This is a genomic window from Geothrix rubra, from assembly GCF_030268065.1.
GTDB classification, from domain to species: domain Bacteria; phylum Acidobacteriota; class Holophagae; order Holophagales; family Holophagaceae; genus Geothrix; species Geothrix rubra.
This window is the reverse complement of sequence record NZ_BSDD01000001.1, coordinates 496,921-523,308: the sequence shown is the minus strand read 5'-3', so window position 1 is coordinate 523,308 and position 26,388 is coordinate 496,921. Positions and strand designations below refer to the sequence as shown.

Below are 26,388 nucleotides of genomic sequence, written 5' to 3'. Positions count from 1 at the left end.
CTGCCGTCACCCGGACGGGGTTAGATGGTCCGGCATGCCGCTGATCCGCGGATCCAGGGAGGAACCATGTCAAGATCCCATCTGCTTCCCCGTGGAATCACCCTTCTTTCGGTTTGTACCTTCGCCATGGGCCAGGGTGTGGCTGGCATCGCTCAGCCGAAGGGGACCATGGCTTCCCCGGGCGCCTTCATCGAGCTCGAACGCGCGAAAGACCGCGTGAGCCCATCGCGCATTCGCCTGTTCCACCCCCGCTTCCACATGGTCAGCGAGTCCGGAGCGAACCACCTGCTGGCAGACGGGAGGTTCGACACGATCCAGGACTCGGGTGGGGGAAACTACACCTCAACGCATTCGGAGGGGGTGCCGGCGCCCCCCTCTGACGGCGAGCGTTCCTTCCTCCTGTGGTCCAGGGCCCTCGGCCTCCGGTTCCTCGATCCCAGCGGCTTCTACACCCAGACCTCGGCCGGTTGGAAGCGAACCAGCCTGGTCCCGGCCGAGTTTGATTGGACCTTGAAATGGGGCTCGGTCGAAGCGCTCACCGACGGCGGGATCCTCATGGTCACCGGATCGAGTCATCAATTTGAACGGGTCGATCCGGTGACTTGGAAAGCCGTGAAGACCTGGGACTATCCCTCCGGCAGGTCCGGCCAGCCGGGGGAACCGGCCCTCTACCGCGAACCCATGAGCGTGCGGGTGGACAACAAGGTCCTGGTCTTCTATCCCTTCACGCCCAAGGGCGACGTCTTCCTCTGGGATGGCGACGCCAACCAGGTTTCCCGGATCATCCCGCCCTGGGAAGCGACCGCGAACACCATCCTCGCCACGTCAAGCGGGAAGCAGGTCTCGAACATGCCGGCGACGGGCCAATGGTTTCCTTCCGGGGCCCACCAGGTCTATTTCCTCGGCGCGAACGGTGACAGGTGGTTCTCCTACCGGCTCGACCTCGGAACCCACACCTGGACCGCCTGGGAGGCCCATCACCAGGGATGGGACGTGCCCTACGGGATTCCCAGAGGGGATCTCGGCCTGATGAACGTCGAAGACTTCAAGTAGCACCCACGTACCGAATTCTCCTCAAGGGGTTTTATGTTTGACAACTTGCTGATCCGAGCAATTGGCTTCGCTGTCATGGGGGCAATCACATATTGTTCCGCCAAGGAACCATCCATGGCGCATCGACGTTCATATAGCACTTACACATGCACGGGCTGCCCGTTCATCGGCCCTTACACCAACTGCTACACCACTTATGACGACTACGGATGTACTACCGTAAGTTGCACCAAAGCAGATGGATCCACCGACGTAAAAACGGAGTGTGTGGACTCGGCGGGGAATGGCTCTGGTGAGACCCAGATGATGGGTGGCGGGTCATGCGCCGTGACGGTGACATATGACATCGCAAATGGGCATCCCACCAACTTCCAAAAATACATGGACCCATCCTGCTGACCGCGCTCCAGGAAATGGGTCCTAGCCCCTTCCCTCCACCGCCGCGTCGAGCATCCACCGCGCGATGCTGAGGGCGCTGGGCAGGTCCGGCAGGGCGTCGAGCCGGAACCAGCGGGCATCCTCGATCTCGACGGGATCGGGCTTCAGTTCGCCTTCCAGGTGGTCCGCCAGGAAGGCCACCATGAGCCCGTTGGGGAAGGGCCAGGGCTGGCTGCCGAAGTAGCGGAGGTTCTGGATGCGGATGCCCAGCTCCTCCGCCACTTCCCGGTGAACGGCCTGCTCCAGGGATTCTCCCGGCTCCGTGAAGCCCGCCACGGCGCTGTACACGCCGGGCTTGAAGTGGGGCGAGCGGGCCAGGGCCAGCTCCCGGTCCGCGCCCTGCCCTCGCCCGATGAGGACGATGACGGCCGTGGCGTTCGAGGGGAAGACCGTCAGGCCGCAGGCGGGACAGCGGCGACCGTGGCCCTCCGCCGGCGCCAGGGGCGTGGCACAGGCCCCGCAAAAGCGGTGGCCCGCCTCCCAGGCCAGCCACTGGTAGGCGCGGCCGGCCTGGACCCAGGCCTCCGGCGCCATCCTCGCGAAGGCCTCCCGGAGTCCCAGGACCTCCACGCCCTCGGGCACGGGATGATCCTCGGCCACCCGCAGGGCCAGGTGCCCTTCGGGCAGGCGCACCTGCGCCTGGGCCGGGAGCTCCGGCAGATCCCGCTCGGCGAGCCACAAGCGGTCCCCCTGGAACACGATCCGCACCGCCTCCACCTGGTTCCTCCCCGCGGACGCATGCCGCGGCTCCAGACTACCGGCGGGGCATCCTCAGACGAACAGCACCGCATGGACCGGCGGCAGGTGCTCGGCGAGGGTGATCCAGTCGTCGCCCGCGTTCTCGCTGATCCAGACGGAGCCCGTGGTCGAGCCGAAGGCCAGCCGCTCGCCGGTGGCGTCGAGGTCCAGGGCGTGGCGGTACACCAGGTCGTAGGCCCAGGCCTGGGGCAGGCCCCGATGCAGGGTTTCGAACGTGCGCCCGCCGTCGCGGGTGCGGTTCACCACCACCTTGCCCTCGGCCGGGATGCGGCGCTCGTCCTTGATGGCCGGCACGAACCAGGCGGTGTCGGGATCCTTCGGATGCACCACCACGGGGAAGCCGAAGACCGAAGGCTTCACGTCCGTGATTTCGGTCCAGCTCCTGGCGTTGTCGGTGCTGCGGAAGATCCCGTTGTGGTGCTGGATCCAGTAGGCATCCGGGGCTCCAGGGCATTGCACCATGCGGTGGGGGTCCTGGGATTCCGGGGCCTCCACCAGCTCGGGTGGCGCGTAGTCGGCGCGCATGCCCTTCGTGAAGGGCGTCCAGGTCTTCCCCAGGTCCTCCGTGATCCATACGCCGCCGCTGCTGATGGCCACGGCCACCCGGGCCGGGTTGCGGGGATCCACGCAGATGGAGTGGATCCCCGGCGCATCGGCGCCGCCGCCGGCCCACTTGCGCCGCTCCGGCATGTGCCAGAGCGGTTCCACCAGCTGCCAGGTATCGCCGTGATCCTCGCTCCGGAAGAGGCCACCGGGAATCGTGCCCGCCCAGAGGAGGCCCGGCTGGGAGGCGGCGCCGGGCGCCAGGGACCAGAACCGGATGAGGCGCCAGGGGATCTCCCGGCCCAGGAAGTCCTTCTCCACATGCCCCTCGGGCGGCGTGGGATAGGCGGGCACGCCGATCTCCGTCCAGGTGGCGCCGCGGTCGCGCGAGCGGTGCAGCTTCGCGCCGAAGTGGCCGTGGTCCAGGGCCGCGTACCAGGCGCCGTCGCGACGGTCGGCCATGGCCAGGGAGACGTTGTCCCCCAGGAAGGAGACGGCGTCGAGATCCCAGACGCCCCGAGCTGTCCGGCGGGCGGAGAAGAGCCCTTTGCGGGTCGAGATCAGCAGCTGGTCGGACATGTCAGCCTCCGGAAAGGGCCTGCATGACGAGGATCTCCGCGGAGGCGGAGACGGGATCACCCAGGGCGCGCCGGTCGGCCACCGGCTCGCCGTCCACGAAGATCGCCATGTGCTGCCGCAGGGCGCCGTGCTCATCCAGTACGTACCCCCGGGCCCTCGGATAGCGCGCGAAGGCCTCGTCGAGGCTCTCCCGCACGGTCGCACCGGCCACCGTGCAGGGGGGGCAGGCCACATGGCGCTGCAGGTTTCGCGTGAAGGCGACGCGGGGCATGGGGATCCTGGATGCCCCGCCACTGTGCCCGCTGCTGATTCCGGCTGTCAAGACAAGGACTTCCGCCGCGGACTTGGATAGCCGTCAGGACCGATCGGGTTCCTCCCAGGGATTCCGGGTCAGCTTCCGGTCCTTCTCCCGCTCCCGCTCCGCCCGCAGGAAGTCCTCGTCCTCCAGGCGGGTGGGATCGGGCAGCGGCCGTCCGTTCAGGTAGTGGAAGGGCGCCTGGCGCCGTTCCACGCCGACGATGCGGCTCCAGTGGTGCCGCCGTTCGAGGGTTTCGGCCATGGTCCACCTCCGGCCTCACCCGAAGGATAGGCTCACGGGTTTGTCACGCCATGGCCCCGGAGGGCTTGTGGGCAGGGCCGGAAGGAGGATGCTTGGAACGGCACCTGCCCAGCGCTCAATGGAGGTCGGAGTGGGCCTGAAGGCCCTGTTGGTCTACCCGGAAATGCCGCCCACCTACTGGAGCCTGAGGTACGCGCTGCCTTTCATCGGCAAGAAGGCCGTCTTCCCGCCCCTGGGTCTCCTCACCGTGGCCGCCATGCTGCCGGAGACCTTCGAGCCCACCCTCGTGGACTTGAACCTGGAGCCGCTGTCCGAAGCCCAGGTGGCCAACGCCGACCTCGTGTTCATTTCCGCCATGATCGTCCAGAAGGCGTCCTTCGAACGGGTGGTGCGACGCTGCAACGCCCTCCGCGTCCCAGTGGTGGCCGGCGGCCCCTACCCCACCAGCTGCCACGAGGAGATCCAGGGCGTGGACCACTTCGTGCTCAACGAGGCGGAAGTCACGCTGCCCCGCTTCCTGGAGGATTTCGCGCGCGGCGAGGCAGGCCCCTGCTACACCAGCACTGAGCATCCCGACCTCGCCCGCACGCCGCCGCCCCGGTTCGATCTGGTGCGCGGGAAGGGCTACGCCCAGATGGCCGTCCAGTACTCGCGGGGCTGCCCCCACCACTGCGAATTCTGCGACATCATCGAGCTCTTCGGACGGAGGCCGCGCACCAAGTCTCCCGCGCAACTCCTGCTCGAGCTGGACCAGCTCTACGAGGAAGGCTGGCGGGGCTCCCTCTTCCTGGTGGACGACAACTTCATCGGCAACCGCCGCGAGGTGAAGGCCCTGCTCCCCGAGCTGGCCCGCTGGCAACAGGCGCGGCACCATCCCTTCTCGCTGTTCACCGAGGCGAGCCTCGACCTGGCCGAGGATGAGGACCTGATGGACCTGATGATCCAGGCCGGGTTCAACATGGTGTTCATGGGGCTCGAGACGCCCGACCTCTGCACGCTCAAGGCGGCGGGCAAGCAGCAGAACCTCAAGGCAGACATGCTCGCCAGCGTCCAGAAGATCCAGCGGAAGGGCATGGAGGTATCGGGCGGCTTCATCGTGGGTTTCGACAGCGATGCGGAGGACATCTTCGATCGCCAGATCCGGTTCATCCAGGAGGCCGGCATCCCCACCGCCATGGTGGGGCTCCTCATGGCCCTGCCCAGGACCCAGCTCCACCGGCGCCTGCAGGCCGAGGGGCGCCTCACCGACGAGACCGGCGGCGGAAACAACACCCACGACCTGCGCCTCAATTTCCTGCCACGGATGGATGCGACGAAGCTGATCGAAGGCTACAAGCGGATCCTCGCGGAGATCTACCGGCCGGACCGCTACTTCGAACGCTGCCTCCGCCTCCTGAGGAACCTGAAGCGGCACCGCATGTCGAGCCGGCGGATCCGCCTCACCGAGCTCCGCGCCTTCACCCTGTCGCTGGTCCGGCAGACCTTCTCCGGCTACGGCTGGGCCTACTGGAAGTACCTGGTGAGGGGGGTCCTCGTCCGGCCGCGCCTGGTCACGGAGACGGTGACCATGGCCGTGAAGGGGCACCACTTCTTCCAGATGACCCGGGGGGTGCTGGAACTGGACCGGTTCAAGGCCACCCTCGACACCTGGACCCAGGCCTTCGAGGCCCGGCTCCGCAGGATCAGGGAGCAGGGGCGTTTGACCGGACTCGCGGACGCGCAGGCGTACCGTGACCGCCTCCTCCGCCGGATGCAGGCCCGCTACCGGAGCCTCCACAAGGATTTCCGCGCCTTCGCCGACGATGCCGTGGACGCCTTCCAGGCCACCCTGGACGAGCAGCTCCGCCGGTTCACCCGGGAAGCCGCGATCCTCCGCTGAACCCAAAAAAGAGGCAGGGGGCGATCCCCCTGCCTCGTCAGGACGGGCGTTGGACGGACTACTTGACGAGTCCGAGCTGGCGGACGGCCTGGCGCTCCTCTTCGAGCTCCTTGGCGGTGGCGTCGATCTTGGCGCGGCTGAACTCGTTGATGTCCAGGCCCTTGACCATCTCGACCTGACCGTTCCTCACGGTGACGGGGTAGCCGAAGACCAGGCCCTCGGGCACGCCGTAGCTGCCGTCGGAGGGGAAGGCCATGCTCGTCCAGTCGCCCTCGGGGGTGCCCAGGGCCCAGGAGCGCATGTGGTCGATGGCGGCGTTGGCGGCGCTGGCGGCGCTGCTGAGGCCGCGGGCCTCGATGATGGCGGCGCCGCGCTTGGCGACGGTGGGAATGAAGGTCTTCTCGTACCACTCGTGGTCATTGACCAGGGCATGGGCGTTCTTGCCCTCCACTTCGGCGTGGTAGAGGTCGGGGAACTGGGTGGTGCTGTGGTTGCCCCAGATGGTCATCTTCTTGATGGCGGTGACCGGCTTCCCGGTCTTCTCCGCGAGCTGGGAGATGGCGCGGTTGTGGTCCAGGCGCACCATGGCGTGGAACTGGGCGGGCTTGAGCTTGGGGGCGTTGGAGAGCGCGATCAGGGCGTTGGTGTTGGCGGGGTTGCCCACCACCAGCACCTTGACGTTGCGGCTGGCCACTTCGCTCAGGGCGTGGCCCTGGGGCTTGAAGATGCCGCCGTTCGCGGAGAGGAGGTCGCTGCGCTCCATGCCGGCCTTGCGCGGCAGGGCGCCCACCAGCAGGGCGTAGTCCGCGTCCTTGAAGGCCACCATGGGATCGTCGGAGGTGGTGATGCCCGCCAGGAGCGGGAAGGCGCAGTCCTTGAGCTCCATGACCACGCCCTGGAGGGCCTTGAGGGCCGGGGTGATCTCGAGGAGCTGGAGGATCACCGGCTGGTCCTCCCCGAGCATCGCGCCGCTGGCGATGCGGAAGAGCAGGCTGTATCCGATCTGGCCGGCTGCGCCGGTGACGGCCACGCGAACGGGAGTCTTCATAACCAGATTCCTCCATCAGAGAGGATCATCTTATCGCCTTTGTCCGGGGCGGCAGGGGTGGATGTCACAAAAACTCGCATGGTTGCAGCCTCCGGCGCACTGGCAGGATCCCGGGTAGGATGAAGGCCCCGAAAACCATGTCCATGTTCCGCCTCCCGCGCTTCCTGCGAGCCCTGTCCAGCGTCCTTCTCGCCTGCGCCATGCTGGGCGCCGTGGGGATCCCGCGCTCCGGGCGCATGGCCTTCCGGGCCTACGGATCGCAGGAGGGGCTGCTCCATGCCAGCATCACGACGCTGGCCCAGGACTCGGCCGGCTTCCTCTGGGTGGGCACCGAGGGGGGCGCCTACCAGTTCGACGGCACGACCTTCCGGCTCTGGTCGCTGGGAGAGGGGCTCCCGGCAGCCTGGGTGCGGGCCTTCGCCCCCGAGCCGGAAGGCCGCCTCTGGATCGGCACCCGCGCAGGGCTCTGCCTCCTCGACCGGGATGGCCGCATCCACCGCCTCGCCGCAGACCAGGCCCTGGCCAGGGCCCGCATCCACGCCCTGCTGGAGGACCGCGGCGGGCGCCTCTGGGTGGCTGCCGAATCCGGCCTCTTCTGGGAGACGGGGGCTGGCCTCTTCGCGCCGGTGCCGGGCTGGCCGGGCGGCCCGGCCTTTTCCCTGACCCAGGGCCCCGGCGGCGTCTGGATCGGCGGCACCGGCACGGTGCGCCATCTCGATACCGCGGGCACCTGGTCTTCGATGGGCCCCGCGGAGGGCGTGCCTGCAGAGCCGGTGAAGGCCCTGCTGCTGGACCGGGCGGGGACCCTGTGGCTCCGCACCCCCGCCGCGCTCCGCCGACTCCGCGACGGCGACCGGGTGTTCGGCCCCCTGTCGGGGAACCTCCCCCCCCTCGCCATCAGCTTCTACGAGGAATCCCTGGTGCCGGATGGCGGGTCGGGCTTCTTCGTGCCCACCGCCAAGGGACTGCTCCAGGTGGACGCTTCCGGCCAGTGGCGGCTGATCGACGCCAGCCGGGGCCTGCCGTTGGGCTGGGCCAACCAGGCTCTGGTGGACCGGGACGGGAACCTCTGGGTGGCCAACCAGGGCCTCCACCGCCTGATGGGCAGTGCGAGCTGGGAGAACTTCACCCAGCTGGACGGCCTGCCCGCGGACAGCACCTGGGGCATCCTCCGCGACCACGCCGGCGTCCTCTGGGTGGACACCAGCGACGGCCTGGCCCGCATGGGTACGAAGGGGCCGGAACCCCTGCCCGGGGCCCACGGGCTCGTCTGCTATGCCCTGACGGAGGCTCCGGACGGGGCCATCTGGGGTGGCGGCGAACATCCCTTCCTCGTGCGCGTCGATCCAGGGCGCACGAGGGTCGAGCGCATCCCCCTGCCCGTCTCGGCCTCCCTCTGGATTCCCGTGGCCCTCCGCTGGGATGGGCCCGACTCGCTCTGGATCGGCACCTCCAACGCCGGCCTCCAGCACATGAGCCGCCGCGGTGGTCGGTGGATCTTCGAACCGGCGGAGGTTCCCGGCCTGCCCGCCCAGGGCCAACTGACGACCCTCCAGGTGGATCCGCACGGCCGCCTGTGGGCCACCGGCGAGCAGGGGCTGGCGCGCCTGGACGGCACCCGCTGGCACAGCTGGGGCCAGGACATCGGCCTCCATCCCGCCCCCGTCTGGGCCATGGCCATCCTGCCCGACGGCACCGCCTGGATCGCCTACCTGGAGCCCATGGGGCTCACCCACCTGGATCTCAACGGCGAGGTCCCACGGGTGCTGGGCCATCTCGGCCAAGCCCAAGGGCTGGCCAGCGACAGCGTGTACAGCCTCACCTCGGATGGCCAGGGCCGCCTCTGGGTAGGCGGTCCCAGGGGCGTCCAGCGGGTGGATGCCCGCGGCCTGAGGCTCTTCAAGCGGGCGGACGGCCTGGTCGGCACGGACTGCAACCCCTTCAGCACCTGGGTGGACCGCAACGGGGACATCTGGTTCGGTACCACGACGGGTCTCCTGCACCACATCCCCGGCCTGGGCCACGCCGCCGCCCCGCTCTCGGCCCCGCTGATCACGAGCCTCCGCCTGGGGCGTCTCGACTGGCACAGGTCCATCCAGGGGGCCTGGGTGCTGGACGATGTCCCCTCCTCCGACCGGACGCTCGCGGTGCGGTTCAGCTCCCTGGCCTTCGAATACGAAGGTCGACTGCGGTACCAGACCCGGATGATCGGACTGGGCGAGGACTGGATGGACACGGACGTGCGGGAGGCCCGCTACCCGGCCCTGGCGCCCGGCAGCTATCGGCTGGAGGTCCGCACCCTGCTGGACGACGAAGGGGCCGGTCCCATCACCTCGGTCCAGTTCCGCATCCTCCCCCCGTGGTGGCAGCGGTGGTGGGCCTGGATCCTCTGGCTCGGCCTGGCGGCCGTGGGTGCTGCGGCCTATTTCCGGTGGCGGACCGGGCGTCTCCGCCGCCGCACGGAGGAGCTGGAGTCCCTCGTCCGGGACCGCACCGGCGCCCTGGAGCTCAGCAACCTGGCGCTCACCACCATCTCCATGACCGACGCCCTCACGGGCCTCCGCAACCGGCGCTACCTGGCCCAGGAGCTGCCGCCGGTCCTCGCGGTGGTGCAGCGGCTCCAGCGTGCCCGCCTGGCCGGCCGCATCGCGGAATCCGGTCCCGAGTCCTGCCTCGTGTTCGCCCTGCTCGACATCGACCACTTCAAGCGGGTGAACGACACCTGGGGCCATGCCGCCGGCGACCGCGCCCTCGAGCAGATCGCCCGCATCCTCCAGCGCGAGGCGCGCGAGTCCGATTTCCTGGTGCGCTGGGGCGGCGAGGAGATCCTCTTCGTGGGCCACACGGCCGACCTGGATGGCGCCGCCTCGGTGGTCACCCGCCTCCACCAGGCCGTGCGGGACCACGCCTTCGATCTGGAGACCAGCGCCCCGCACCGGATGACCTGCTCCATCGGCTTCTCGCTGTTCCCCTTCCAGACGGATTTCCCGGACGGCACGCCCTGGGAGGAGCAGGTGCGCATCGCCGACCGCTGCCTCTACGCCGCGAAGCACTCCGGGCGGGATGCCTGGGTGGGCGTCGCAGGCCGGGCGGGGTCCCCCCAGGGACTGGTGGCCAGGTTCGAGCAGGATCCGCGCGAGGAGATCCGCCTTGGCGGCGTGGAGCTGCGCACCTCCCTGCCCGAGGAGGACCTGGTGTGGAAGGCCCTGCTATAGCTCCTTCACCAGCTGGCCGCCGCCGAGCTGGCGCATCTGGTTCAGGATCCAGGCCTGCCGCCCCCGCACGTACTCGCTGGGGGCGTTCACCCGGTACTTGTGGGGATTGGGCAGCACGGACGCCAGGAGGGCCGCCTCCGGGGGGGTGAGCCTGCTCGCCGGCTTCCCGAAGTAGGTGCGCGAGGCCGCCTCCACGCCGTAGACGCCATCGCCGAACTCCACGATGTTCAGGTAGACCTCCAGGATCCGCCGCTTCGACCACTCCGTCTCCAGCAGCAGGGTGAACCACACCTCGAAGCCCTTCCGCACCCAGGAGCGGGACTCCCACAGGAACAGGTTCTTGGCCGTCTGCTGGGAGACCGTGGAGGCCCCGCGCTTGCGCCGGCTGTGCTCGTTGTGGGCGTAGGCCTTCTCGATGGCCTGCCAGTCGAATCCGAAGTGGTCGGGGAAGTTCTGGTCCTCGGCCGCGATGACGGCCACCCCCATGTTCGGGGAGATCTCGTCCAGGGAAACCCACCGGTGATGCGGCGTGTAGGGCTTCGAATCCCCCCAGGCAGCCATGCGCCGCTCGACCATCAGCGCCGACACCGGCACCGGCACGAAGCGCAACAGGAGGACCAGCAGCGCCGTGAAGGCCACGAAGCCCCCCGCGGCCCAGAGCGTCACCTTGAGGATGCGACGGCCCCAACCCTTCTTCTTCGCCATGCCACCACCCGAGATCCAGGTGGGACACAGCCACCTCGCCCCTCCATCATAATCGGCCCCGCGGGAAGTCCACGGGGACACCCTGCCCGGGCGGCCCGGGCTCTGGAACAATGGGCCATCCAGGAGGACCCGCGTGTCCAGCGAAACCGACCGCCGCCGATTCGAGCGGCTCAGCACCGCGGGGAAGCCCTACGGCGTCCGCTTCCAGCTCCATGGCCGGGAGATCACGGGTGCCCGCCTGGCGAACCTGAGCGCCTGCGGCTGCGGCCTGGAGGTGCAGATGGCGGATGCAGCGGACTTGGAGGCCGGGGTGGCCCTCCAGGCCCTCTGCCTGGAGCACCCGGACCTGCCCCTGGTGCCCCTGGAGGGGACCGTGGTGCGGGTGCTGGGGAAGGTCCCGGGGAAGACCACCGGCTACGTGCTGGTGGGCGTGGATTTCACCGACATCACCCCCGTGGTGCAGGAGCTCATCCAGGGCCATGTGCAGGCCCAGCAGGCGGGCATCGGGCTCTGAACGGACCGGTCATGTCCCGGGCCACCCCGGACGAAAAGGGGAGCATGCCCGCCGCCCCCGACCCGCTCCGGACCCTCCTCGACCAGTTCGACGACGGCGACCGGGCCCACCGGCTGGCCTTCTTCCGCGCCTTCCACGAGGCGGGCCCCGAGGCGCTGGAGGAACTGGGCCCCCGGATCCTGCGACCCACCGCGCCCAAGGGCCTGCGGCTCCTGGCGGTGGAAGCGGGCTACTACCATCCCTGGCCCGGCTGGACTCCGATCCTGGCCCGCATGCTGCGGCACGAGACGGATTTCGGCATCTTCAGGACTGGCACGGAGACCCTGGGCCGCGTCCGGACGCCGAAGGCCCTGGAGGCGCTGCGGGAGCTCTCGGTCATCCGCGCCGCCCCTCAGTTCCAGGGCCAGGTGGTGGACGTGCTGGTCCGGGCTGACCCCGCGGAGGCCTTCCGGTTCCACCTGGGCCGCCTGCTGGAGGGAAGCCGCAACCCCTCGGCGGCCAACGAGGCCGCACACCGGCTCACGGGCCTGGTGGACGCCGGCAGCCTCGTCCAGCTCCAGTCCGCCCTCAGGCATCCCGACCTGCTGATCTTCCGCCACGCCCTGCGCCTCATCGCCGCCGTCCCCACCTCGGAGTCGGCGGCCTTCCTGGCGGGCTTCCTGGAGGAATCCCACCTGGCGGCCCTGGACGATCGCGCCTTCAAGGCCGCACTCGTGACCCTTCGCGGGCTCCAGGGGACGGCCCTGCGGGAAGCCGTCCACGCCCACCTGGAGGCCCAGGAGGACGCCGCATCGACCGGGACCCTGCACCGGTTCCTCGTGGAGATGCAGTCGCTGGCCCTCGAGGGCAAGGCTGCACGCATCTCGGCGCGCCTGACGGAGGCCGGGGAGGAGATCCACCTGCGGGCCCGACGCCTGGGCTTCGCCGTGGATGCCGCCGCCGAGGGGCTGGCGGGCCTGGCCATCCAGGGCCTCATCCCCCCGGCGGAAGTGATCCCGCTGCTCGAGCGGGCCCTTTGCGAGCAGACGGGTCGCGAGGGCGTGGCCCGGGCCCTTGCCCGGCTGGCCCCCGCCGGGGACGAGGCGCGGCTGGACCTGCTCCTGGCCCACACCGATGCCGCCATTCGGGTCGCGGCCCTGGAGGTCCTGGGAGAACGACGCGAAGAGGCCCTCCGGCCCGCCCTGCTCAGGGCCTGCGGGGACGCCATCCAGGATCACGCCCAGCGGGCCCTCTTCCACCTGGGCCGGCTGTCCGATCCTGTGTCCCAGGCCCGGGAGCTGCTGGGCCGTCCCATGCCGGCCGACCGGGACCTGGGGCTGCGTTTCGTCGTCCTCCACGGACTGGGGGACCTGATCCCGGAGCTTCTGGAAGAGGCGGAGCATGCCCCGCGGGAGGAATGGCGGATCCAGGTGCTGCAAGCCCTCGGAGCCCTGAAGGCCACTCAGGCCGCACCCCTGCTCGCCTCCCTCCTCCACAGCGGCCAGAGCCCCCGGCTCCAGTCGGCCCTGGCCGAGGCCCTCCGGGACATGGAGGATCCGGCCGTGGCCCTCCGCCTCTGTGACCGGGCCACCGCGCTGAAGCAGCCGCTGATCCACGCGGTGGCCGTGGAGGCCCTGGCCCGGGCCCACGCGACGCCTGCCACGGCCCTGCCACCGGAGACCTTCCCGGAACTGCGCGACCAGGTCATGGGGGCCTGGGAGGACCGCAACCCATGGCCGCTGCGCCTTCGGGTCATCCTCGCGCTCGAGGGACTCCATCTCCAGGCGTCGGCGGACCGGGCCATCCTCGCCGGGCTCGTGCAGGAGACCCTGAACGGGAAGCGGCCCGCGAACGCCAGGGCGCCTGCGGACCTGGCCCGGGTGCAGAACGTCCTCCGCGAGTGGGCCCGCGTCGGGGACTGATCCCGGCTCGACAGACCCCGCCCCCTTCCGCCATCCTCCATCGCGGAGGTGGCCCATGGCCGAGTCCCTCAGCGCAGGCGATCTGGCGAACCTGGTGCGGCGCGTCTTCCGGCCCCGGCCCGGCGAGGGGGATCTGGCCATCCTCGTGGATCTGCCGGACGCGAAGGTTTCCGACGACGCCGCCTGGCAGGCCCGGCGTTCGATGGCGGCCGAGTGGGCGGCCTCGCTGGCCGCGCAACGGGAGTCCCTCGGCTTCGACACCCGCCTCGCCTTCTACCGGAACGTCCACACCAACAACGGCGACCTGCCCGCGACGGCCTGGCTCCATCAGGGCGGCCCCCTGCCTGTCCGGGCCGAGGACCTGGATCCTGCAGAGGCGCGGCCCTTCGCGGCGCTCTACGCGGGACACCCCCTGCTCATCGCCCTCACGAAGTTCTCCGCCACCGCGCCCCTCAAGATGGCCGCGAAGCGTTATCCCATCCGGGCCGCCACCATGGGCGGCTTCCGGGCCGACATGATCCCGGCCCTGCGCCTGGATTACGCCGAAGTGAACCGGCGCGTGGGCATCCTCAAGGACCTGCTGGACCGGGCCGAGGGCGCCGCCTTCCGCTTCGACACGCCAGAGGGCCCCTGCGACCTGCAGGTGGACCTCCGCCACCGCACGGCCCATGCCTCCGGCGGCCTGCTCCCGGACCCCGGCGTGGCGGGCAATCTCCCCTCCGGCGAGGCCTACATCGTGCCCTACGAGGGCGAGCGGGCGGGCGACCCCAGCCGCACCGCGGGCATCATGCCCGTGCAGTTCGGCGCCGAGATCGTCCGCTACCGCCTCGAGGCGAACCGGGCCGTCGCGGTGATCTCCGAGGGTCCGGAGTCCCGTGGGGAGGCCGCCCATCTGGCGGAGGAGCCGGCCTACGGGAACCTCGCGGAGCTGGGCCTGGGCGTGCTGGCCGCCTTCGGCGTGAAACCCGTGGGGGAGATCCTGCTGGACGAGAAACTGGGCCTGCACCTCGCCTTCGGCCGCAGCGACCACTTCGGCGGCCAGGTGGGGCCCGCCCAGTTCTCCGGCCCCGAGGCCGTCATCCACATCGATCGCGTCTATGTCCCGGAGACCCAGCCGGACGTGCAGGTGCGCTCGGTGGACCTGCAGCTGCCCGAGGGGAGGGTCCAGCCGCTGATGCGCGACGGGACCTACGTCCTGCCATTCGCCTGAAGTTCCCTCATCCCCCGCCCGGACTGCCCGTATCCTTCCCCGAGCCCCATGCGCGACGCCTCCTGGAACACCTTCACCCCCGACGCCCCCTCCCGGTTCCCCGGATGGATGAAGGCTCTGGCCGTGATGGCCGTGCTGGCTGCGGTCCTCATCACGGTCCTGGCGAGCTACCAGCAGGCCGCCCGGCGGCAGGCCTGGCCCCTGGCGCGGGCCGTCACCGCCCGGCTCGCCACCGACGAGGGCACCCTCGACCTCTACCGGAAGAACCCGGCCCTCCAGGAGGCCTACCCCACGGAACAGGCCTTCCTCGGCACCGTGCGGTCGCTCCGGGCGGGCCTCGCCCTCCCGGAGCAGGAACCCACCCGGGAGTCCCGCAGCTTCCAGACGCAGACCGGCCCGGCTCGCCTCCGAATCCGCCTGAGGGGGGAGGGCGGAACCTGGATGGACCTCGTCGTGGCCCGGCGCAGCGCCTTCGGTCCCGTGCCCCAGGGGGAGGGCATCGTCAGCCTCCGCCTGGCCGGGACCCGGGAGGGCCTGCGGGCCCAGCTCGACCGGGAGCGGGAGGCCGGTTCCGAGCGGCAGTGGCGGCGTTTCCTGGAGGAAGCGGCCCCCCTCGCGACGGAGGATGGGGCGCGCACCCTCCTGGCCCGCCCGGGTCTGACCGCCGGCCCCGCGGACCCCTCGGCCTTCCTGGCCCTGCGCCGGACCCGGCAGGCCGGCCTCGCCGCCCTGCCCGCCACCTTCGCCGGGGCCCACGCACGGCTGTCCATCCATGGGAGCCCCTTCGGCCGGGAGGTGCGCATGACCTGCCCCCTCGCCGGGGGCGGCAGCCTGGGTCTCACCTGGAAGAACGATCAGCTGACAGCCGTGGACCTGGACTGAACCCCACGCGCGAAGGGCACGAAGGGGGAATCCCTTCGTGCCCTTCGCGTCTTGGGGGGTGGGTCCGGGTTTGTCCGGGCCGTCACCGCTTGGGGTAGGCGGGGATGGGCGGGAAGGCCGGCGTGGGCCGGTCCTTCAGCTGCTTCAGCAGGGTCTCGACGCCCACCTCGAGCTGGCGGTCGTGGCCCTCGAGGAGGCTGGCGGGATCGTTGTCCAGGAGGACGTCCGGGTCCACGCCGTGGTTCTCCACCCACCACTTGCCCTCCTTCCCGTAGAAGGCGTTGTTGCTCTGCTCGACGCGGCCGCCGTCCACGGTGAACTGGGTATTGATGATGCCCACGAGGCCGCCCCAGCTGGGGACGCCCACGATGGTGCCGAGGTGGCGGGCCTTCACGTGCTCCAGGAAGGCCTCACCGTCGCTGCCGTTCTGCTCGTTGGTGAGGAAGACGTAGCGGCCGTCCGAGGCGGTGCCGGGGTAGCGGAAGGGACCCATGCCCCGCAGGACATTGAAGCCCACCTGCTGCCGCTCCAGCTTGTCGATCATGAAGAACTCGGTCCAGCCGCCGCCGTTGCCCCTCACGTCCACCACGAGGCCCTTCTTGTACCGGAAGGCGCGCCAGTACTTGTCGAACTGGCCGATGTTCTGCTCGCCCATGGCGGTGAGGTGCATGTAGCCCAGCTGGCCGCCGGAGAGCCTGTCCACCTTGGCGATGTTGTCGGCCACCCAGCGCTCGTAGCGGAGGCCGCCGTCATTGGCGACAGGCTCCACCTCCACGGTGCGGGCGCCGGCCATCGTGGGCTTGGCATTCACGGTGAGGGCCACTTTCTGGCCCTTGACCACCTGCAGGAACGCCTCCACGGCTTCGGGGGCCCGCAGGGGCTTCCCGTCCACGGCCAGGAGGTACTCGCCCTCCTTCACCTGGCCCGCGAGGGGCGCCTTCAGGTCCGGGGCGTAGGGCGTGGGGCCGAAGACCCGGGCGAACCGGTAGACGCCGCCCTCGGCCTTCAGGTCCGCGCCGAGGAGGCCGGCGAAGGTGAGGCTGGGCGCCGGCCTCCCGGGGCCGGGGTCGCCGCCGCTCACGTAGGTGTGGCTCACGCAGAGCTGGCCCACCATCTGGCTCAGCAGCCAGTTCAGCTCCTGCCGGGAATTGAGCGAGGGCAGCCAGGCCGCGAACTGGTCGTGGATGGCGGCCCAGTCGTTGCCGTTCATGTTCACGTCATAGAAGAAGTCCCGGTACCAGCGCCAGGTGTCCTCGAAGACCTGCTTCCACTCGGCGCGGGGATCCACCGTCATGGCCATGCGGTCCGTGTCCAGCTTGGCGGGCAGGGCCTTCGTCTTCAGCCACTCGGCCACGTCCCCGGCGTGGAAGGCCGGGCCCTTCCGGATCAGCACCCGCTGGCCGGCGGGATCCAGGGTCCAGTCGCTCACGGTGTCCGTCAGCACGGTCTCCTTCTTCGATCCCGTCTCGAAGACGTGCACCTTCCACTTGTCGGCGCCGCGGGGCTGGTACACCTCCTCCTCCACGGCCTCGTCCCAGCCGGCGGGGGCCTCATCCCAGCCCACCAGGCCCTTCCCGGCCTTCAGGTGGAAGAAGTTCCCGGGTTTCACCGGCAGGGGCGAGATGCGGTCCTGGAGCCCCTCGGCGTCGATGCGGAAGGCGCCCTTGTCGTCGCCGGCCTTCAGCTTCACGGCCATCACCTGGGTGGGTGCGGACTGGATGTGGTTGTCCTGGCTGGCGTCGAGCTGGGTGTGGAAGTTGCTGTAGCTCAGGAAGTAGAGGGTGCTGCCATCCAGGTCGAAGCGCGGATCCAGGCTGTCGAAGAAGCCATCCGTGAGGGCGATGCGCTGCTTCGTGGCCACGTTGGCCAGGAAGATGCGGCTGTTGCGGTTGGGCGCCACGAAGGAGTAGGCCACCCACTGCGAATCCGGGGACCAGGCGTAGTCGCTCGCCTCCCAGGTGAACTGGTCGTTCTTCAGCTCGTGGGACTCGTCGAGCTTCGTGAGCTTCTTCGTGGCCACGTCCATGACGTAGAGGGCGAAGCTCTTGTCGCCGAAGAGGATCTTCGTGCCGTCGGGGCTCCACTCCAGGTGGTAGAGGGCGGTCTTCAGGCCCGTGGGGATGCGCTCGGCGGCGCCACCTTCCGCGGGCTGGACGTAGAGGTCGTAGTCGCCGCTCGCGTCGCTGAAATAGGCCACCCGCTTCCCGTCCGGCGAGAGGCGGGGGAAGCGCTCGCGGATGCCTGGGGTCTTCGTGAGGTCCACCGTGGGCTTGGCGGCGTCCGAGGGCACGAGGAACACGTCGCCGCGAGCCTCGAAGACGGCGGTGGGACCCACCAGGCTCATGGACTGGATCCAGTCCCGGGGGTTCACGGTGCGGGGCGCGACCTTCCAGGCGTCGCTGACGGTGGTGAGGGGCACCTGCTTCACCGTGCGGGTGGCCAGGTCCAGGGCCTGCAGGTAGCCGCCCTGCTCGAAGACCACGGTGTGCCCGTCCGTGCTGGGCTGCTGCACGTCGAAGGTCTTCACGTCGGTGAGGGGCGTCACGGCCTTGGTGGCGGGGTCCACCTCGTAGAGGTTCGCCAGCTGGCTGGGGCCCCGGTCGGACACGAAGAGCACCTTGCCCTGGGCCCACATGGGGTAGGAGTTGCGGCCCACGTAGTCCGTCAGCGGCTCGAAGCGCTTCGCCTTCAGGTCGCCGATCCAGAGATCCTGGTGCCGGCCCCCCTTGTAGCGCTTCCAGTAGTAGTCGGGAATGCCCTTGGTGCTGAAGGCCAGCTTCGAGCCGTCGGGCGAGAAGGCCCCCTGCACCGCCTTCGCCAGGGGCAGCGGCTCCGGCTCGTGGCCCGCCAGGTCCACGGCGTAGAGCCGGTCGATGGGGCGCACGTTGTACTCGTAGGTGGCGTGGAAGAGCACCTTCGTGCTGTCCGCGGTCCAGCCGTCCACCTGGGCGGGTCCGTGGAAGGTGAGCCGCCTGGGCGCGCCACCCTCGGCGGGCATCACATACACCTCCAGGCCGCCGTCGTACTGGGCGCTGAAGGCGATCCACTTCCCGTCCGGGCTGAAGCGGGCCATGGTCTCCACGCCGGGATGGGTGGTGAGGCGGCGGGCCTCGCCGCCCTTCAGCGAGCCCAGCCAGAGGTCGTCCTCCCAGGTGAACACCACGCGGTCGCCGTGGACGTCCGGGAAGCTGATGAAGCGGGGCGTGAGGGCCTGGGCCGAGAGGGCGGCGCCGGCCACCAGCAGACAGACGAGGGAACGGAACCGCATGGGACCTCCAGGCTGGGAAAGGGCTGTGCCTCGCAAGACGATATCAGAGCCCCAGCCGCCCCACCAGGGCCGCCAGGGCGGTCTCCGTGCGGAGGATGCGGGGCCCCAGGTCCAGCGGGCGGAGGCCTGCCCGGAGCAGGCTCTGGAACTCGGCGTCGATCCAGCCGCCCTCCGGGCCGATGGCCAGGGTGAGCGGGGCCGCCAGCACCGCCGGAAAGGGCTGGGCGGAGCCCGGATGGGCCACCAGGCCCGTGCCGCCGCCCACCAGGGCCGGCAGCTCGTCCTCCACGAAGGGCCGGAAGAGCCGGGCCAGCCGCAGCTCCGGAAGCACCGTGTCCTTGGCCTGCTCCAGGCCCAGGAGGAGCTGCTCGCGCAGGTTCTCGGGCGCCATGCGGGGGCTGGACCAGTAGGCCTTCTCCACCTTCCAGGCGTTCACGAGCACCAGCCGCGCCACGCCCAGGCTGGCGCTGGCCGCCACCACGCGGTTCAACACCTTGGGCCGCGGCAGGGCCACCACCAGGGTCAGGGGCAGCTTGGGCGGCGGGTCCTGGTCGAGGACCAGGGAGAGCTCCAGGGCCGTGTCGTCGAGCCGCAGCACCCGACCCCGGCCCATCCTCCCGCCCAGCAGGCCCACGGCCAGGTCGTCGCCCACGGCCGCCCGGTGCACCTCGCGCACATGGGCCAAGCGCCGCCCGGTGAGGCGGGCGCGGTCGGGGGCCACCAGGTCCTCCGGCAGGAGCAGGACGAGGTTCACGGCAGCGCCTTCGCCAGGAGGAGGTCGCGGTCCAGCCGCGTCCCGATCCGGAAGCTGTGCTCGCCCACCGCGCGGAAGCCGCAGCGGGCATAGAAGGCCAGGGCCCGGGCATTGTGCTCCCAGACGCCGAGCCAGAGGACATCCGCTCCCCGGTTCCGGGCCAGGTCCTCGCAGTCCGCCAGCAGGGCCGCGCCGCGCCCCCCGCCCTGCGCGGACCGCAGCAGGTAGATGCGCTGCAGCTCTGCAGGCCGGGCGCCCGGCACGCTGGGTTCCCCGTGGTCCAGCCAGAGCTGGGCGAAGCCGGCCGGGGCGCCCTCCGCCTCCAGCACCAGGGCGGGCCGCAGGGGATCCGCCAGCTCCGCCCGCTGGACCGCCGGGGCGTAGGCCTCCGCCAGGAAGGCTGCGAAGTCCGCAGGGTCATAGAGGGGCTCGAAGGTCTCGCGGAAGGTGCGTTCGCCCAGGTCCGCCAGGATCGGGGCGTCCTCGAGGGTCGCGGGGCGGATGCGGAAGGCCGCCATGACCCTACTTCCGCCGGGCCCTGGTCTTGGCCTTGGCGGCCACGGCGATGGCCTTGGCCATCCAGGGGGCCAGCTCGTCGGGATCCTCCAGCAGCTCGGCGGGCAGCTCGTAGTACTGCATGGGCTTCGCTGGATCCCCGAAGGGCAGGAAGGGCCCCATGCCGGCGGCCTCGAAGTCCGGGCGGTTGGTGTCGTCCACCTTGAAGTAGAGGACGTCGTCATCGGCCAAGGCGAAAGCCCGCCCGTCAGCGAAGAAGGTCAGCCCGCCGAACATGGGCCGGAAGGTGACGGGGCGGACCTGGCCCAGCTGCTCCAGGACGAACGTGCGGAAGCTCACAGAGACGGCCATGGGGACCATGCTACCTTCCTCGCGGACCCGCCGGAACGCCGGCCCCCTTTGACAGGTTCCAGCCATGCGGATCAACAGCCTCGACGAGCTCCTCCATGCCGTGAAGGACCGGCCCCGCAAGCGCCTGGTGGTGGCCTGGGCCAACGACGCCCACACCCTGGAGGCCGTGAACGCCGCGGTGGAGGCGGGCCTGGTGGAGGCCATCCTGGTGGGGGACGAGCCGGTGATGAACCAGGTGCTCCAGGACCTGGGCCTGCCCAGGGAACGGTACCGCATGGTCCACGCCCCCACGGACACGGAGGCCGCCGCCAAGGCCGTGGCCATGGTCCGCTTCGGCGAGGCCGACCTGCTGATGAAGGGCCTGCTCAGCACGGAGAAGTACATGAAGGCCATCCTGAACAAGGATCAGGGCCTGCTGGATCCCGGCGCCATCCTCAGCCACGTGACCGTCATGGAGCACCCGGGCCATCCCAAGCTCCTGGTCGCCGGCGACGTGGCCGTGATCCCGGAACCCGAGCTCAAGGAGAAGGTGGCCATCCTGGGCTACCTGGTGGCCACGGCGAAGGCCCTCGGCGTCGAGACGCCCAAGGTGGCCGTGCTGTCGGCCTCCGAGCAGGTTCAGCCCAAGCTCCGCTCCAGCGCCGAAGCGGCGCTGCTCTCCAAGATGGCGGACCGGGGCCAGATCAAGGGCGCCCTGGTGGATGGCCCCATGGCGCTGGACGGGGCCATCGATCCCGAATCCGCCCGCATCAAGGGCATGGGCGGGCCCGTGGCCGGCGACGCGGACTGCCTGCTCTTCCCCAACCTGGAGGCCGGCAACACCTTCTACAAGGCCGGCACCAAGCTGGGCGGCGCCGAGATCGCCGCCGTCGTGGCCGGGGCGAAGGTGCCCTGCGTCCTCAGCAGCCGAGGCGACACCGCCAGGACCAAGCTCAGCTCCATCGCCCTGGCGGCCCTGATGGCCTGAGGCCCCGGTCGGGCAGAATGGGGACGGAAGGAGTCCCTGTGGACCTGTTCGATCCGCCCAGCGCCGCCGAGACCGCCGCCGTCGACACCGCGATCACCACCCGCCACTCCATGCGGGCCTTCCTGCCGACCCCGGTGCCCCGTGCGGTCGTCGAGGAGATCCTGGCCGTGGCCTCGCGTGCGCCTTCCGGCACCAACCTCCAGCCCTGGCAGGTCCACGTCCTGACAGGCGCGGCCCTGAAGCGGCTCTCCGACCGCATTCTCGCGATCCACAACGACCCCGAGGAACTGGCCCGCCACGAACGGGAGTACGAGTACTACCCCCGCGAGTGGACCTCACCCTACGTCGAGCGGCGTCGCAGGGTGGGCTGGGATCTCTACCGGCTTCTGGGGATCGAGAAGGGCGACCGGGAACGGATGCACACCCAGCACGGGCGCAACTACCGCTTCTTCGACGCCCCGGTGGGCCTGATCTTCAGCATCGACCGCATCCTGCAGCAGGGCAGCTGGCTGGACTACGGCATGTTCCTGGAGAACGTCATGATCGCCGCCCGGGCCCGGGGCCTGCACACCTGCCCCCAGGCCGCCTTCACCTCCTTCCATCGGGTCATCGCGGATGAGCTGGCCTTCCGCCCCGACCAGATGCTGGTCTGCGGCATGGCCCTCGGCCATGCCGATCCCGAGGCCCTCGAGAACCAGCTCGTCACCGAGCGGGCGCCGGTCGCCGAGTTCGCACGGTTCTACGAGGACTGAAAACCGGTCGTCTCCGGACGCCTACTGCGGCGGATAGTCCTTGGCGGGTTCGCGGCCGGAGAGGACGCGGAGGGCACCCTTGGCGAGGGCGGCCATCTCGTTCTCGCCGGGGTAGACCCGCACGGGACAGCCCAGGGCCGACGTGAGGCGGCGCAGCTCGCCCACCAGCCTCTCCGACCGGGCCAGGCCGCCCGTGAGGAGGATGGCGTCCACAGGTTCGCCGTCGAAGGCGGGCACCAGGGCCGAGATGGCCTTGGCGATCTGGTAGGCCATGGCATCGAAGACCAGCCGGGCCTCGGCATCCCCTTCCGCCACGCGCCGCTCCACCTCACGCATGTCCGAGGTGCCCAGCAGGTCGATGAGCCCCCCCCTTCCCTTGTTGAGGGTCTTCAGCTCGGCCTTGGCGTACTTGCCCGAGAAGCAGAGGTCGATGAGCTGCCCAGCCGGCAGGGTCCCCGTGCGCTGGGGCGAGAAGGGACCCTCCCCGTCCAGGCCGTTGTTCACGTCGATGTAGCGGCCCTTGCGGTGGGCGCCCACGGTGATGCCGCCGCCCATGTGGGCCACCACCACGTTGACCCGCTCGTAGAAGGTCTCGTGCTCCTCGGCGTAGCGCCGGGCCGTGGCGATCTGGTTCAGGGCGTGGCTGATCACCCGGCGCGGCAGCTCCTTCAGGCCGGAGATCTTCACCTTGGGCTCGGCCTCGTCCACCACGACCGGATCCACGATGTAGGCGGGCTTGCCGGTGCCCGCCACCAGCTCGGCGGCGATGAGCGCCCCGAGGTTGGAGGCGTGCTCGCCGCGGGCCCCGGCCTTGAGGTCCTCCAGCATGGCCGCTCCGACGTTCCAGGTGCCGTGGGGGATGGGTCGCAGGAGCCCGCCGCGACCGGACACCGCATCGAGGTCGTCGAGGGCGAGCCCCTTCTGCGCGAGGAAACGCAGCACCGCCTCCTTGCGGAAGGCGAACTGGGCGGTGATGGGCTGGCCCTCGAAGGCCCTCAGGTCCTCCGCCGGATGCTGCAGCTCCTCCGTGAAGCGCTCCTCGTCGCCCTCGAAGACCGAGGTCTTGGTGGAGGTGGAGCCGGGATTCAGCACCAGCACCCGGTGGCGGCGGAAGAAGGTGTCCTTCGGCGTCCGCTGCCACTGGCCGTAGGCGTGGAGGCGCATCACCGAGGCCTTCACGGCCAGGCGGATGTCCTCGGGCGTGCAGTCCATGGGCAGGTCCACGCCCTGGAACCAGAGGCCGAACATCACGGGGAACTTGCGGGCCTCGGGGAAACGGGTGGCGTAGAGGTGGTAGAGCAGGTTCCCCATGTCCAGGTTGGGGCAGACGATCACGTTGGGGCCGCCCTCCCAGGGCAGCCCGTCGGCGTGGTAGAGGTCGGCGGAGCGCCGCGAGAGGGCCACGCTCACCTTCACCTCGCCCCGGATGTGGATGCTGCGGTAGCGCTCGGCGTGGCGGACCCGTTCGGCCAGGATCTCCGGCACCAGCTCGGCGGCCTGGCGCACCAGCTCCGGCGAGGGCCCCTCGTCGCTGCCGCGGTTGGAGTAGGACACCATGGCGCAGCGAATCTCGGGGAGCACGTCCTCGGGGATGAGATCCCGGGCCACGGCGCAGGTGCCCACCGCCACCTCCGCCAGCGTGCGGGGCGACATGGTGGCGTTCACGCCCACGTCGCCGAACACCACGATGTTGTGGGGATAGACGTCATCCGGATGGCTGTCCGGCAGCACGAAGACCCCGGCCTCGCAGGCCACGCTGCGCTGGGTCAGCAGCTCGACCATGGGCCGGAAGAAGGCCCTGGGCTCATGGGTGGCGCCCCCCACCACCATGTCCGCATGGCCCTGCTTCACGGCCCAGATGCCGAAACGGCCCGGCTCGGCCACGAGGCGGCGGGATTCCGCCAGGTCCATGGGGCGGCCCTTCGCCTCGGCGAAGGCCAGGCATGCCGCGGCGAACTCCTCCAGCAGGTCGGGCCGGGAGGCGGGATCCACGAAGGCGCTCTCGGAGAGGGTGTATTCCACGCGGTCCCGGCCCAGCCGGTCGGCCTCGCCCGCCGCCAGGGCCCGGACCTCGGACTCCGGGGCCAGGAACACCGGCCGGATGAAGCGGCCCAGGTGGCACACGGCCTCCAGGGTCCGGGGGTCCAGCGCTTCGGGGAACATCACCGTCGGGCGGTTCCGGGGCGCGGCCAGCAGGCGGCTGTCGAGGGAGGCTTCGATGTCAAACATGGGACTCCGGGGGGCGGGGGCTCCGGCCGGGAGCGGAGCTGCGGGCCAGCCAGGGCGGAAGTTTACCAGGGCGCCCCCCCTCTCCGGCGGATGATGGCCATCACAAAAGGTCGCGCGGGAAGCCCGCCGGCATTACATTTCAAATATTCCAACCAAGAGGTATCCTATGCCAAGGCATGCCTCCCCCGCCGAAGCCGTCGCCTGCGTCCAGTCCGGCCAGCGGGTGTTCATCCACGGCGCCGCCGCCAGCCCCACCTTCCTGGTCGACGCCCTGGTCGCCCAGGCGGACCGTCTCCGGGACGTGGAGCTCATCCACATCCATGTGACCGGCGAGGTGCGCTACGCCCGGCCGGAGTACGCCCGCAGTTTCCGGGTGGCCAACCTCTTCGTCGGGCACAACATGCGCGCCCACGTGGGCACCGCCCGGGTGGACTACCTGCCCTGCTTCCTCTCGGAGATCCCCAACCTCTTCCGCTCCGGCCGCCGCCCCCTCGACGTGGCCTTCCTCCACGTGTCGCCTCCGGACGAGCACGGCTTCTGCACCTTGGGCACCAGCGTCGACGTCGCGAAGGCGGCGGCGGACACGGCCCCCATCCTCGTGGCCCAGGTGAACCCCCGCATGCCACGGGTCCACGGAGACGGGTTCATCCACATCAGCCGCATCCACCACTGGGTGGAGGTGGACGCCCCGATCCCGGAGTTCCCGCAGCCGCCCACCGGGCCGGAGGAGGCCGCCATCGGACGGTACGCCGCCCAGATCATCGAGGACGGCGCCACGCTCCAGATGGGCATCGGGGCCGTGCCGGACGCGGTGCTGTCGGCTCTGTCGAACCACCGCCACCTGGGCATCCACACGGAGCTCATGTCGGACGGGGTGCTGGGGCTCCTCCAGAGCGGGGCCATCGACAACACCCAGAAGAAGATCCACCCCGGCAAGATCGTGGTCGGCTTCGTCACCGGGACGCGCCGCATCTACGACTTCATCGACGACAACCCTCAGGTGGCGATGCTCGACATCGCCTACATCAACAACCCGACCATCATCGCCCGGAACCCCAAGGTGACGGCCATCAACAGCGCCGTGGAGATCGACCTCACCGGCCAGGTCTGCGCGGACTCAGTGGGTCACCGCATCATCTCCGGCGTCGGAGGCCAGATGGACTTCATCCGCGGGGCCTCCCTCTCCGTGGGCGGCAAGCCGATCATCGCCCTGCCCAGCCGCACCAAGAAGGGGGAGTCCCGCATCGTCCCCACCCTGAAGCCCGGGGCCGGGGTGGTCACCACCCGGCAGCACGTCCACTTCGTGATCACCGAGTACGGCATCGCCGACCTCTACGGCAAGACGCTCCACGAGCGGGCCCGGGCCCTCATCGAGATCGCCCACCCGGATGACCGGGAGATGCTGGAGCAGGCCTGGTGCGAGCTGGCGAACTGCGACTGATCAATGGTCCGAGAGCTCGGCCCGCTCCACCCAGACCACTTCGCAGGACCCGTCTCCGGTATCCGTCCGGCTGAGGCTGCTCACCCAGTGCCAGTTGTCCGGCCCGTCCGCCCGCACCAGCTGTCCCTGCAGATGCACGATCTGGCCGGGCCGGGCGCGGGTGAGGCGGCGGCCCACCCACTCGGTGGCGGGGATCATGTGCATGTTGGCGCTGTGGCTGGAAATCTCCGCCGGCGAGACCGGCATTTGGTCCGCATGCCAGAAGTACCAGCGCTCCCCCTGCCGGATGGTGAGGGCATCCAGCACCCGGGTATCCGACATCAGCCCCCAGCCCAGGGCCAGGTCCACCGGCGAGAGCTGGGCGGCCCGGTCGAAGCGGTAGCGCTCGGCGCCGAGCACGCGGGCCCGGATCTCGAAGCGGGCCAGCGGCGTCAGCGTGTGGTCACGGAAGCGCCAGGGGTCGGTCCGGTCCGGCGGTGCCTGGACCGGGTCCGCCGGGGCGAGCACGCCCGGGGGCTGGCTCAGGGGCCGGCCGTTCCACCACCACATTCCCGCCGCGACACCCGGCAGGACGAGAAGCACCGTGCCCGTCCGCTCCCTGATCCAGTCCGACCAAACGCCCATGCCCCCAGGATGGGGCCTTCCCGCCCCGGCCCGGATCGAAATGGTGATGCCGGTCACGGCTTGCCCCCGGCGGCAGCCTATGTTCACAGCCTTCGATGATCCTTGCCGCCCGCCGATCCGCCCGCCCGTTCCCACCGGAACCGGCCGGGGCCCCGGCGCCTGGCGGCCCCCCCTGGATCGGCCGGAGCGGCGGGACGGCGC

22 protein-coding genes and 1 pseudogene are annotated in these 26,388 nt (G+C 70.3%); 10 read left to right on the top strand and 13 right to left on the bottom strand.

The genetic code is table 11. The features are described from left to right. Window positions 1-24 precede the first annotated feature (24 nt). Window positions 25-1,053 carry a hypothetical protein gene (locus tag QSJ33_RS02285; protein WP_285722590.1) on the top strand — a complete coding sequence of 343 codons (1,029 nt, stop codon included), beginning with the start codon at window positions 25-27 and terminating at the stop codon, window positions 1,051-1,053. 420 nt (window positions 1,054-1,473) lie between these two features. Here the strand turns inward: QSJ33_RS02285 and nudC are convergent, their stop codons facing one another. The 4 genes from nudC to QSJ33_RS02265 all read right to left on the bottom strand — a co-directional run bounded on the left by nudC (window position 1,474) and on the right by QSJ33_RS02265 (window position 3,931). Beyond that, window positions 1,474-2,199, bottom strand: coding sequence for an NAD(+) diphosphatase (gene nudC, locus QSJ33_RS02280; RefSeq protein ID WP_285722578.1), 726 nt, complete (start codon window positions 2,197-2,199; stop codon window positions 1,474-1,476). Between the two features lie 63 nt (window positions 2,200-2,262). After that, the gene (locus QSJ33_RS02275) at window positions 2,263-3,372 is read right to left on the bottom strand and encodes a WD40/YVTN/BNR-like repeat-containing protein (RefSeq protein ID WP_285722576.1); all 1,110 of its coding nucleotides are present in this window, start codon (window positions 3,370-3,372) and stop codon (window positions 2,263-2,265) included. A 1-nt stretch (window position 3,373) separates the two neighbouring features. Next, window positions 3,374-3,643, bottom strand: a complete 270-nt coding sequence (locus QSJ33_RS02270) for a MoaD/ThiS family protein (protein ID WP_285722574.1) — start codon at window positions 3,641-3,643, stop codon at window positions 3,374-3,376. Window positions 3,644-3,727: 84 nt separating this feature from the next. Beyond that, on the bottom strand, window positions 3,728-3,931 hold the full coding sequence (locus QSJ33_RS02265; protein ID WP_285722572.1) for a hypothetical protein: 204 nt from the start codon (window positions 3,929-3,931) through the stop codon (window positions 3,728-3,730). Window positions 3,932-4,061: 130 nt separating this feature from the next. On the opposite strand from QSJ33_RS02265, the gene QSJ33_RS02260 reads away from it, so the two are divergent. After that, window positions 4,062-5,810: a B12-binding domain-containing radical SAM protein gene (locus tag QSJ33_RS02260; protein WP_285722570.1), complete on the top strand. Its 1,749-nt coding sequence runs from the start codon at window positions 4,062-4,064 to the stop codon at window positions 5,808-5,810. Between the two features lie 58 nt (window positions 5,811-5,868). Here the strand turns inward: QSJ33_RS02260 and QSJ33_RS02255 are convergent, their stop codons facing one another. Continuing rightward, a complete protein-coding gene (locus tag QSJ33_RS02255) occupies window positions 5,869-6,858 on the bottom strand; it encodes a malate dehydrogenase (RefSeq protein WP_285722568.1) in 990 nt (329 codons plus the stop codon). A gap of 137 nt (window positions 6,859-6,995) precedes the next feature. On the opposite strand from QSJ33_RS02255, the gene QSJ33_RS02250 reads away from it, so the two are divergent. Further along, window positions 6,996-10,073, top strand: a complete 3,078-nt coding sequence (locus QSJ33_RS02250; RefSeq protein ID WP_285722567.1) for a diguanylate cyclase — start codon at window positions 6,996-6,998, stop codon at window positions 10,071-10,073. Here the strand turns inward: QSJ33_RS02250 and mtgA are convergent. Beyond that, the gene (mtgA, locus tag QSJ33_RS02245; RefSeq protein WP_285722565.1) at window positions 10,068-10,778 is read right to left on the bottom strand and encodes a monofunctional biosynthetic peptidoglycan transglycosylase; all 711 of its coding nucleotides are present in this window, start codon (window positions 10,776-10,778) and stop codon (window positions 10,068-10,070) included. The genes QSJ33_RS02250 and mtgA overlap by 6 nt on opposite strands. A gap of 133 nt (window positions 10,779-10,911) precedes the next feature. On the opposite strand from mtgA, the gene QSJ33_RS02240 reads away from it, so the two are divergent. Genes QSJ33_RS02240 through QSJ33_RS02225 form a run of 4 tightly spaced genes read left to right on the top strand, consistent with a single transcriptional unit; the run spans window position 10,912 to window position 15,285 of the window. Continuing rightward, window positions 10,912-11,292, top strand: coding sequence for a PilZ domain-containing protein (locus QSJ33_RS02240; RefSeq protein WP_285722563.1), 381 nt, complete (start codon window positions 10,912-10,914; stop codon window positions 11,290-11,292). 44 nt (window positions 11,293-11,336) lie between these two features. Next, on the top strand, window positions 11,337-13,193 hold the full coding sequence (locus QSJ33_RS02235) for a HEAT repeat domain-containing protein (protein ID WP_285722562.1): 1,857 nt from the start codon (window positions 11,337-11,339) through the stop codon (window positions 13,191-13,193). Window positions 13,194-13,248: 55 nt separating this feature from the next. Beyond that, window positions 13,249-14,403 (top strand): M29 family metallopeptidase, encoded by a 1,155-nt coding sequence (locus QSJ33_RS02230; protein WP_285722560.1) that lies wholly within the window; start codon window positions 13,249-13,251, stop codon window positions 14,401-14,403. Window positions 14,404-14,451: 48 nt separating this feature from the next. Then, complete coding sequence (locus QSJ33_RS02225; RefSeq protein ID WP_285722558.1) at window positions 14,452-15,285, top strand: hypothetical protein; 834 nt, start codon at window positions 14,452-14,454, stop codon at window positions 15,283-15,285. An 82-nt stretch (window positions 15,286-15,367) separates the two neighbouring features. Here the strand turns inward: QSJ33_RS02225 and QSJ33_RS02220 are convergent, their stop codons facing one another. The 4 genes from QSJ33_RS02220 to QSJ33_RS02205 are packed head-to-tail and all read right to left on the bottom strand — an operon-like array spanning window position 15,368 to window position 20,183. Next, the gene (locus QSJ33_RS02220; protein ID WP_285722557.1) at window positions 15,368-18,553 is read right to left on the bottom strand and encodes a S41 family peptidase; all 3,186 of its coding nucleotides are present in this window, start codon (window positions 18,551-18,553) and stop codon (window positions 15,368-15,370) included. Window positions 18,554-18,596: 43 nt separating this feature from the next. Continuing rightward, entirely contained in the window at window positions 18,597-19,307 is a 711-nt protein-coding gene (locus tag QSJ33_RS02215; protein ID WP_285722556.1) for a 16S rRNA (uracil(1498)-N(3))-methyltransferase, read from the bottom strand. Next, window positions 19,304-19,825: a GNAT family N-acetyltransferase gene (locus QSJ33_RS02210; RefSeq protein WP_285722555.1), complete on the bottom strand. Its 522-nt coding sequence runs from the start codon at window positions 19,823-19,825 to the stop codon at window positions 19,304-19,306. Before QSJ33_RS02210 ends, QSJ33_RS02215 begins: the two co-directional genes overlap by 4 nt. A 4-nt stretch (window positions 19,826-19,829) precedes the next feature. Further along, window positions 19,830-20,183, bottom strand: a complete 354-nt coding sequence (locus QSJ33_RS02205) for a TfoX/Sxy family protein (RefSeq protein WP_285722554.1) — start codon at window positions 20,181-20,183, stop codon at window positions 19,830-19,832. Window positions 20,184-20,238: 55 nt separating this feature from the next. Here QSJ33_RS02205 and QSJ33_RS02200 point away from each other — a divergent pair, with 55 nt between their 5' ends. Together QSJ33_RS02200 and QSJ33_RS02195 are read left to right on the top strand one after the other, a co-directional pair. Beyond that, complete coding sequence (locus QSJ33_RS02200; protein WP_285722553.1) at window positions 20,239-21,141, top strand: bifunctional enoyl-CoA hydratase/phosphate acetyltransferase; 903 nt, start codon at window positions 20,239-20,241, stop codon at window positions 21,139-21,141. 17 nt (window positions 21,142-21,158) lie between these two features. Continuing rightward, on the top strand, window positions 21,159-21,893 hold the full coding sequence (locus QSJ33_RS02195; protein WP_420801368.1) for a nitroreductase: 735 nt from the start codon (window positions 21,159-21,161) through the stop codon (window positions 21,891-21,893). 21 nt (window positions 21,894-21,914) lie between these two features. Here the strand turns inward: QSJ33_RS02195 and buk are convergent, their stop codons facing one another. Next, window positions 21,915-23,057 carry a butyrate kinase gene (gene buk / locus QSJ33_RS15585; RefSeq protein ID WP_420801372.1) on the bottom strand — a complete coding sequence of 381 codons (1,143 nt, stop codon included), beginning with the start codon at window positions 23,055-23,057 and terminating at the stop codon, window positions 21,915-21,917. Between the two features lie 36 nt (window positions 23,058-23,093). Then, window positions 23,094-24,122 (bottom strand): annotated as a pseudogene (locus QSJ33_RS15580) (phosphate acyltransferase); the annotation flags it as partial. A 166-nt stretch (window positions 24,123-24,288) separates the two neighbouring features. Between QSJ33_RS15580 and QSJ33_RS02185 the strand changes: the two are divergent. After that, a complete protein-coding gene (locus QSJ33_RS02185) occupies window positions 24,289-25,563 on the top strand; it encodes an acetyl-CoA hydrolase/transferase family protein (protein WP_285722550.1) in 1,275 nt (424 codons plus the stop codon). Here the strand turns inward: QSJ33_RS02185 and QSJ33_RS02180 are convergent, their stop codons facing one another. Continuing rightward, window positions 25,564-26,187 carry a hypothetical protein gene (locus QSJ33_RS02180; protein ID WP_285722549.1) on the bottom strand — a complete coding sequence of 208 codons (624 nt, stop codon included), beginning with the start codon at window positions 26,185-26,187 and terminating at the stop codon, window positions 25,564-25,566. It abuts the gene before it with no gap. Between the last annotated feature and the right edge of the window lie 201 nt (window positions 26,188-26,388).

Excerpts from the sequence above, each read along its gene's own strand:
- QSJ33_RS02210 (WP_285722555.1), bottom strand. The coding sequence starts at position 19,825 with ATGGCGGCCTTCCGCATCCGCCCCGCGACCCTCGAGGACGCCCCGATC.
- QSJ33_RS02270 (WP_285722574.1), bottom strand. The coding sequence starts at position 3,643 with ATGCCCCGCGTCGCCTTCACGCGAAACCTGCAGCGCCATGTGGCCTGC.
- QSJ33_RS02195 (WP_420801368.1), top strand. The coding sequence starts at position 21,159 with ATGGGGACGGAAGGAGTCCCTGTGGACCTGTTCGATCCGCCCAGCGCC.
- QSJ33_RS02200 (WP_285722553.1), top strand. The coding sequence starts at position 20,239 with ATGCGGATCAACAGCCTCGACGAGCTCCTCCATGCCGTGAAGGACCGG.
- mtgA (WP_285722565.1), bottom strand. The coding sequence starts at position 10,778 with ATGGCGAAGAAGAAGGGTTGGGGCCGTCGCATCCTCAAGGTGACGCTC.
- QSJ33_RS02230 (WP_285722560.1), top strand. The coding sequence starts at position 13,249 with ATGGCCGAGTCCCTCAGCGCAGGCGATCTGGCGAACCTGGTGCGGCGC.
- QSJ33_RS02180 (WP_285722549.1), bottom strand. The coding sequence starts at position 26,187 with ATGGGCGTTTGGTCGGACTGGATCAGGGAGCGGACGGGCACGGTGCTT.
- QSJ33_RS02205 (WP_285722554.1), bottom strand. The coding sequence starts at position 20,183 with ATGGTCCCCATGGCCGTCTCTGTGAGCTTCCGCACGTTCGTCCTGGAG.
- QSJ33_RS02250 (WP_285722567.1), top strand. The coding sequence starts at position 6,996 with ATGTCCATGTTCCGCCTCCCGCGCTTCCTGCGAGCCCTGTCCAGCGTC.
- QSJ33_RS02255 (WP_285722568.1), bottom strand. The coding sequence starts at position 6,858 with ATGAAGACTCCCGTTCGCGTGGCCGTCACCGGCGCAGCCGGCCAGATC.
- QSJ33_RS02225 (WP_285722558.1), top strand. The coding sequence starts at position 14,452 with ATGCGCGACGCCTCCTGGAACACCTTCACCCCCGACGCCCCCTCCCGG.
- QSJ33_RS02275 (WP_285722576.1), bottom strand. The coding sequence starts at position 3,372 with ATGTCCGACCAGCTGCTGATCTCGACCCGCAAAGGGCTCTTCTCCGCC.
- QSJ33_RS02235 (WP_285722562.1), top strand. The coding sequence starts at position 11,337 with ATGCCCGCCGCCCCCGACCCGCTCCGGACCCTCCTCGACCAGTTCGAC.
- QSJ33_RS02265 (WP_285722572.1), bottom strand. The coding sequence starts at position 3,931 with ATGGCCGAAACCCTCGAACGGCGGCACCACTGGAGCCGCATCGTCGGC.
- QSJ33_RS02220 (WP_285722557.1), bottom strand. The coding sequence starts at position 18,553 with ATGCGGTTCCGTTCCCTCGTCTGTCTGCTGGTGGCCGGCGCCGCCCTC.
- buk (WP_420801372.1), bottom strand. The coding sequence starts at position 23,057 with ATGCGCCTCCACGCCTACGGCCAGTGGCAGCGGACGCCGAAGGACACC.
- QSJ33_RS02285 (WP_285722590.1), top strand. The coding sequence starts at position 25 with ATGGTCCGGCATGCCGCTGATCCGCGGATCCAGGGAGGAACCATGTCA.
- QSJ33_RS02185 (WP_285722550.1), top strand. The coding sequence starts at position 24,289 with ATGCCAAGGCATGCCTCCCCCGCCGAAGCCGTCGCCTGCGTCCAGTCC.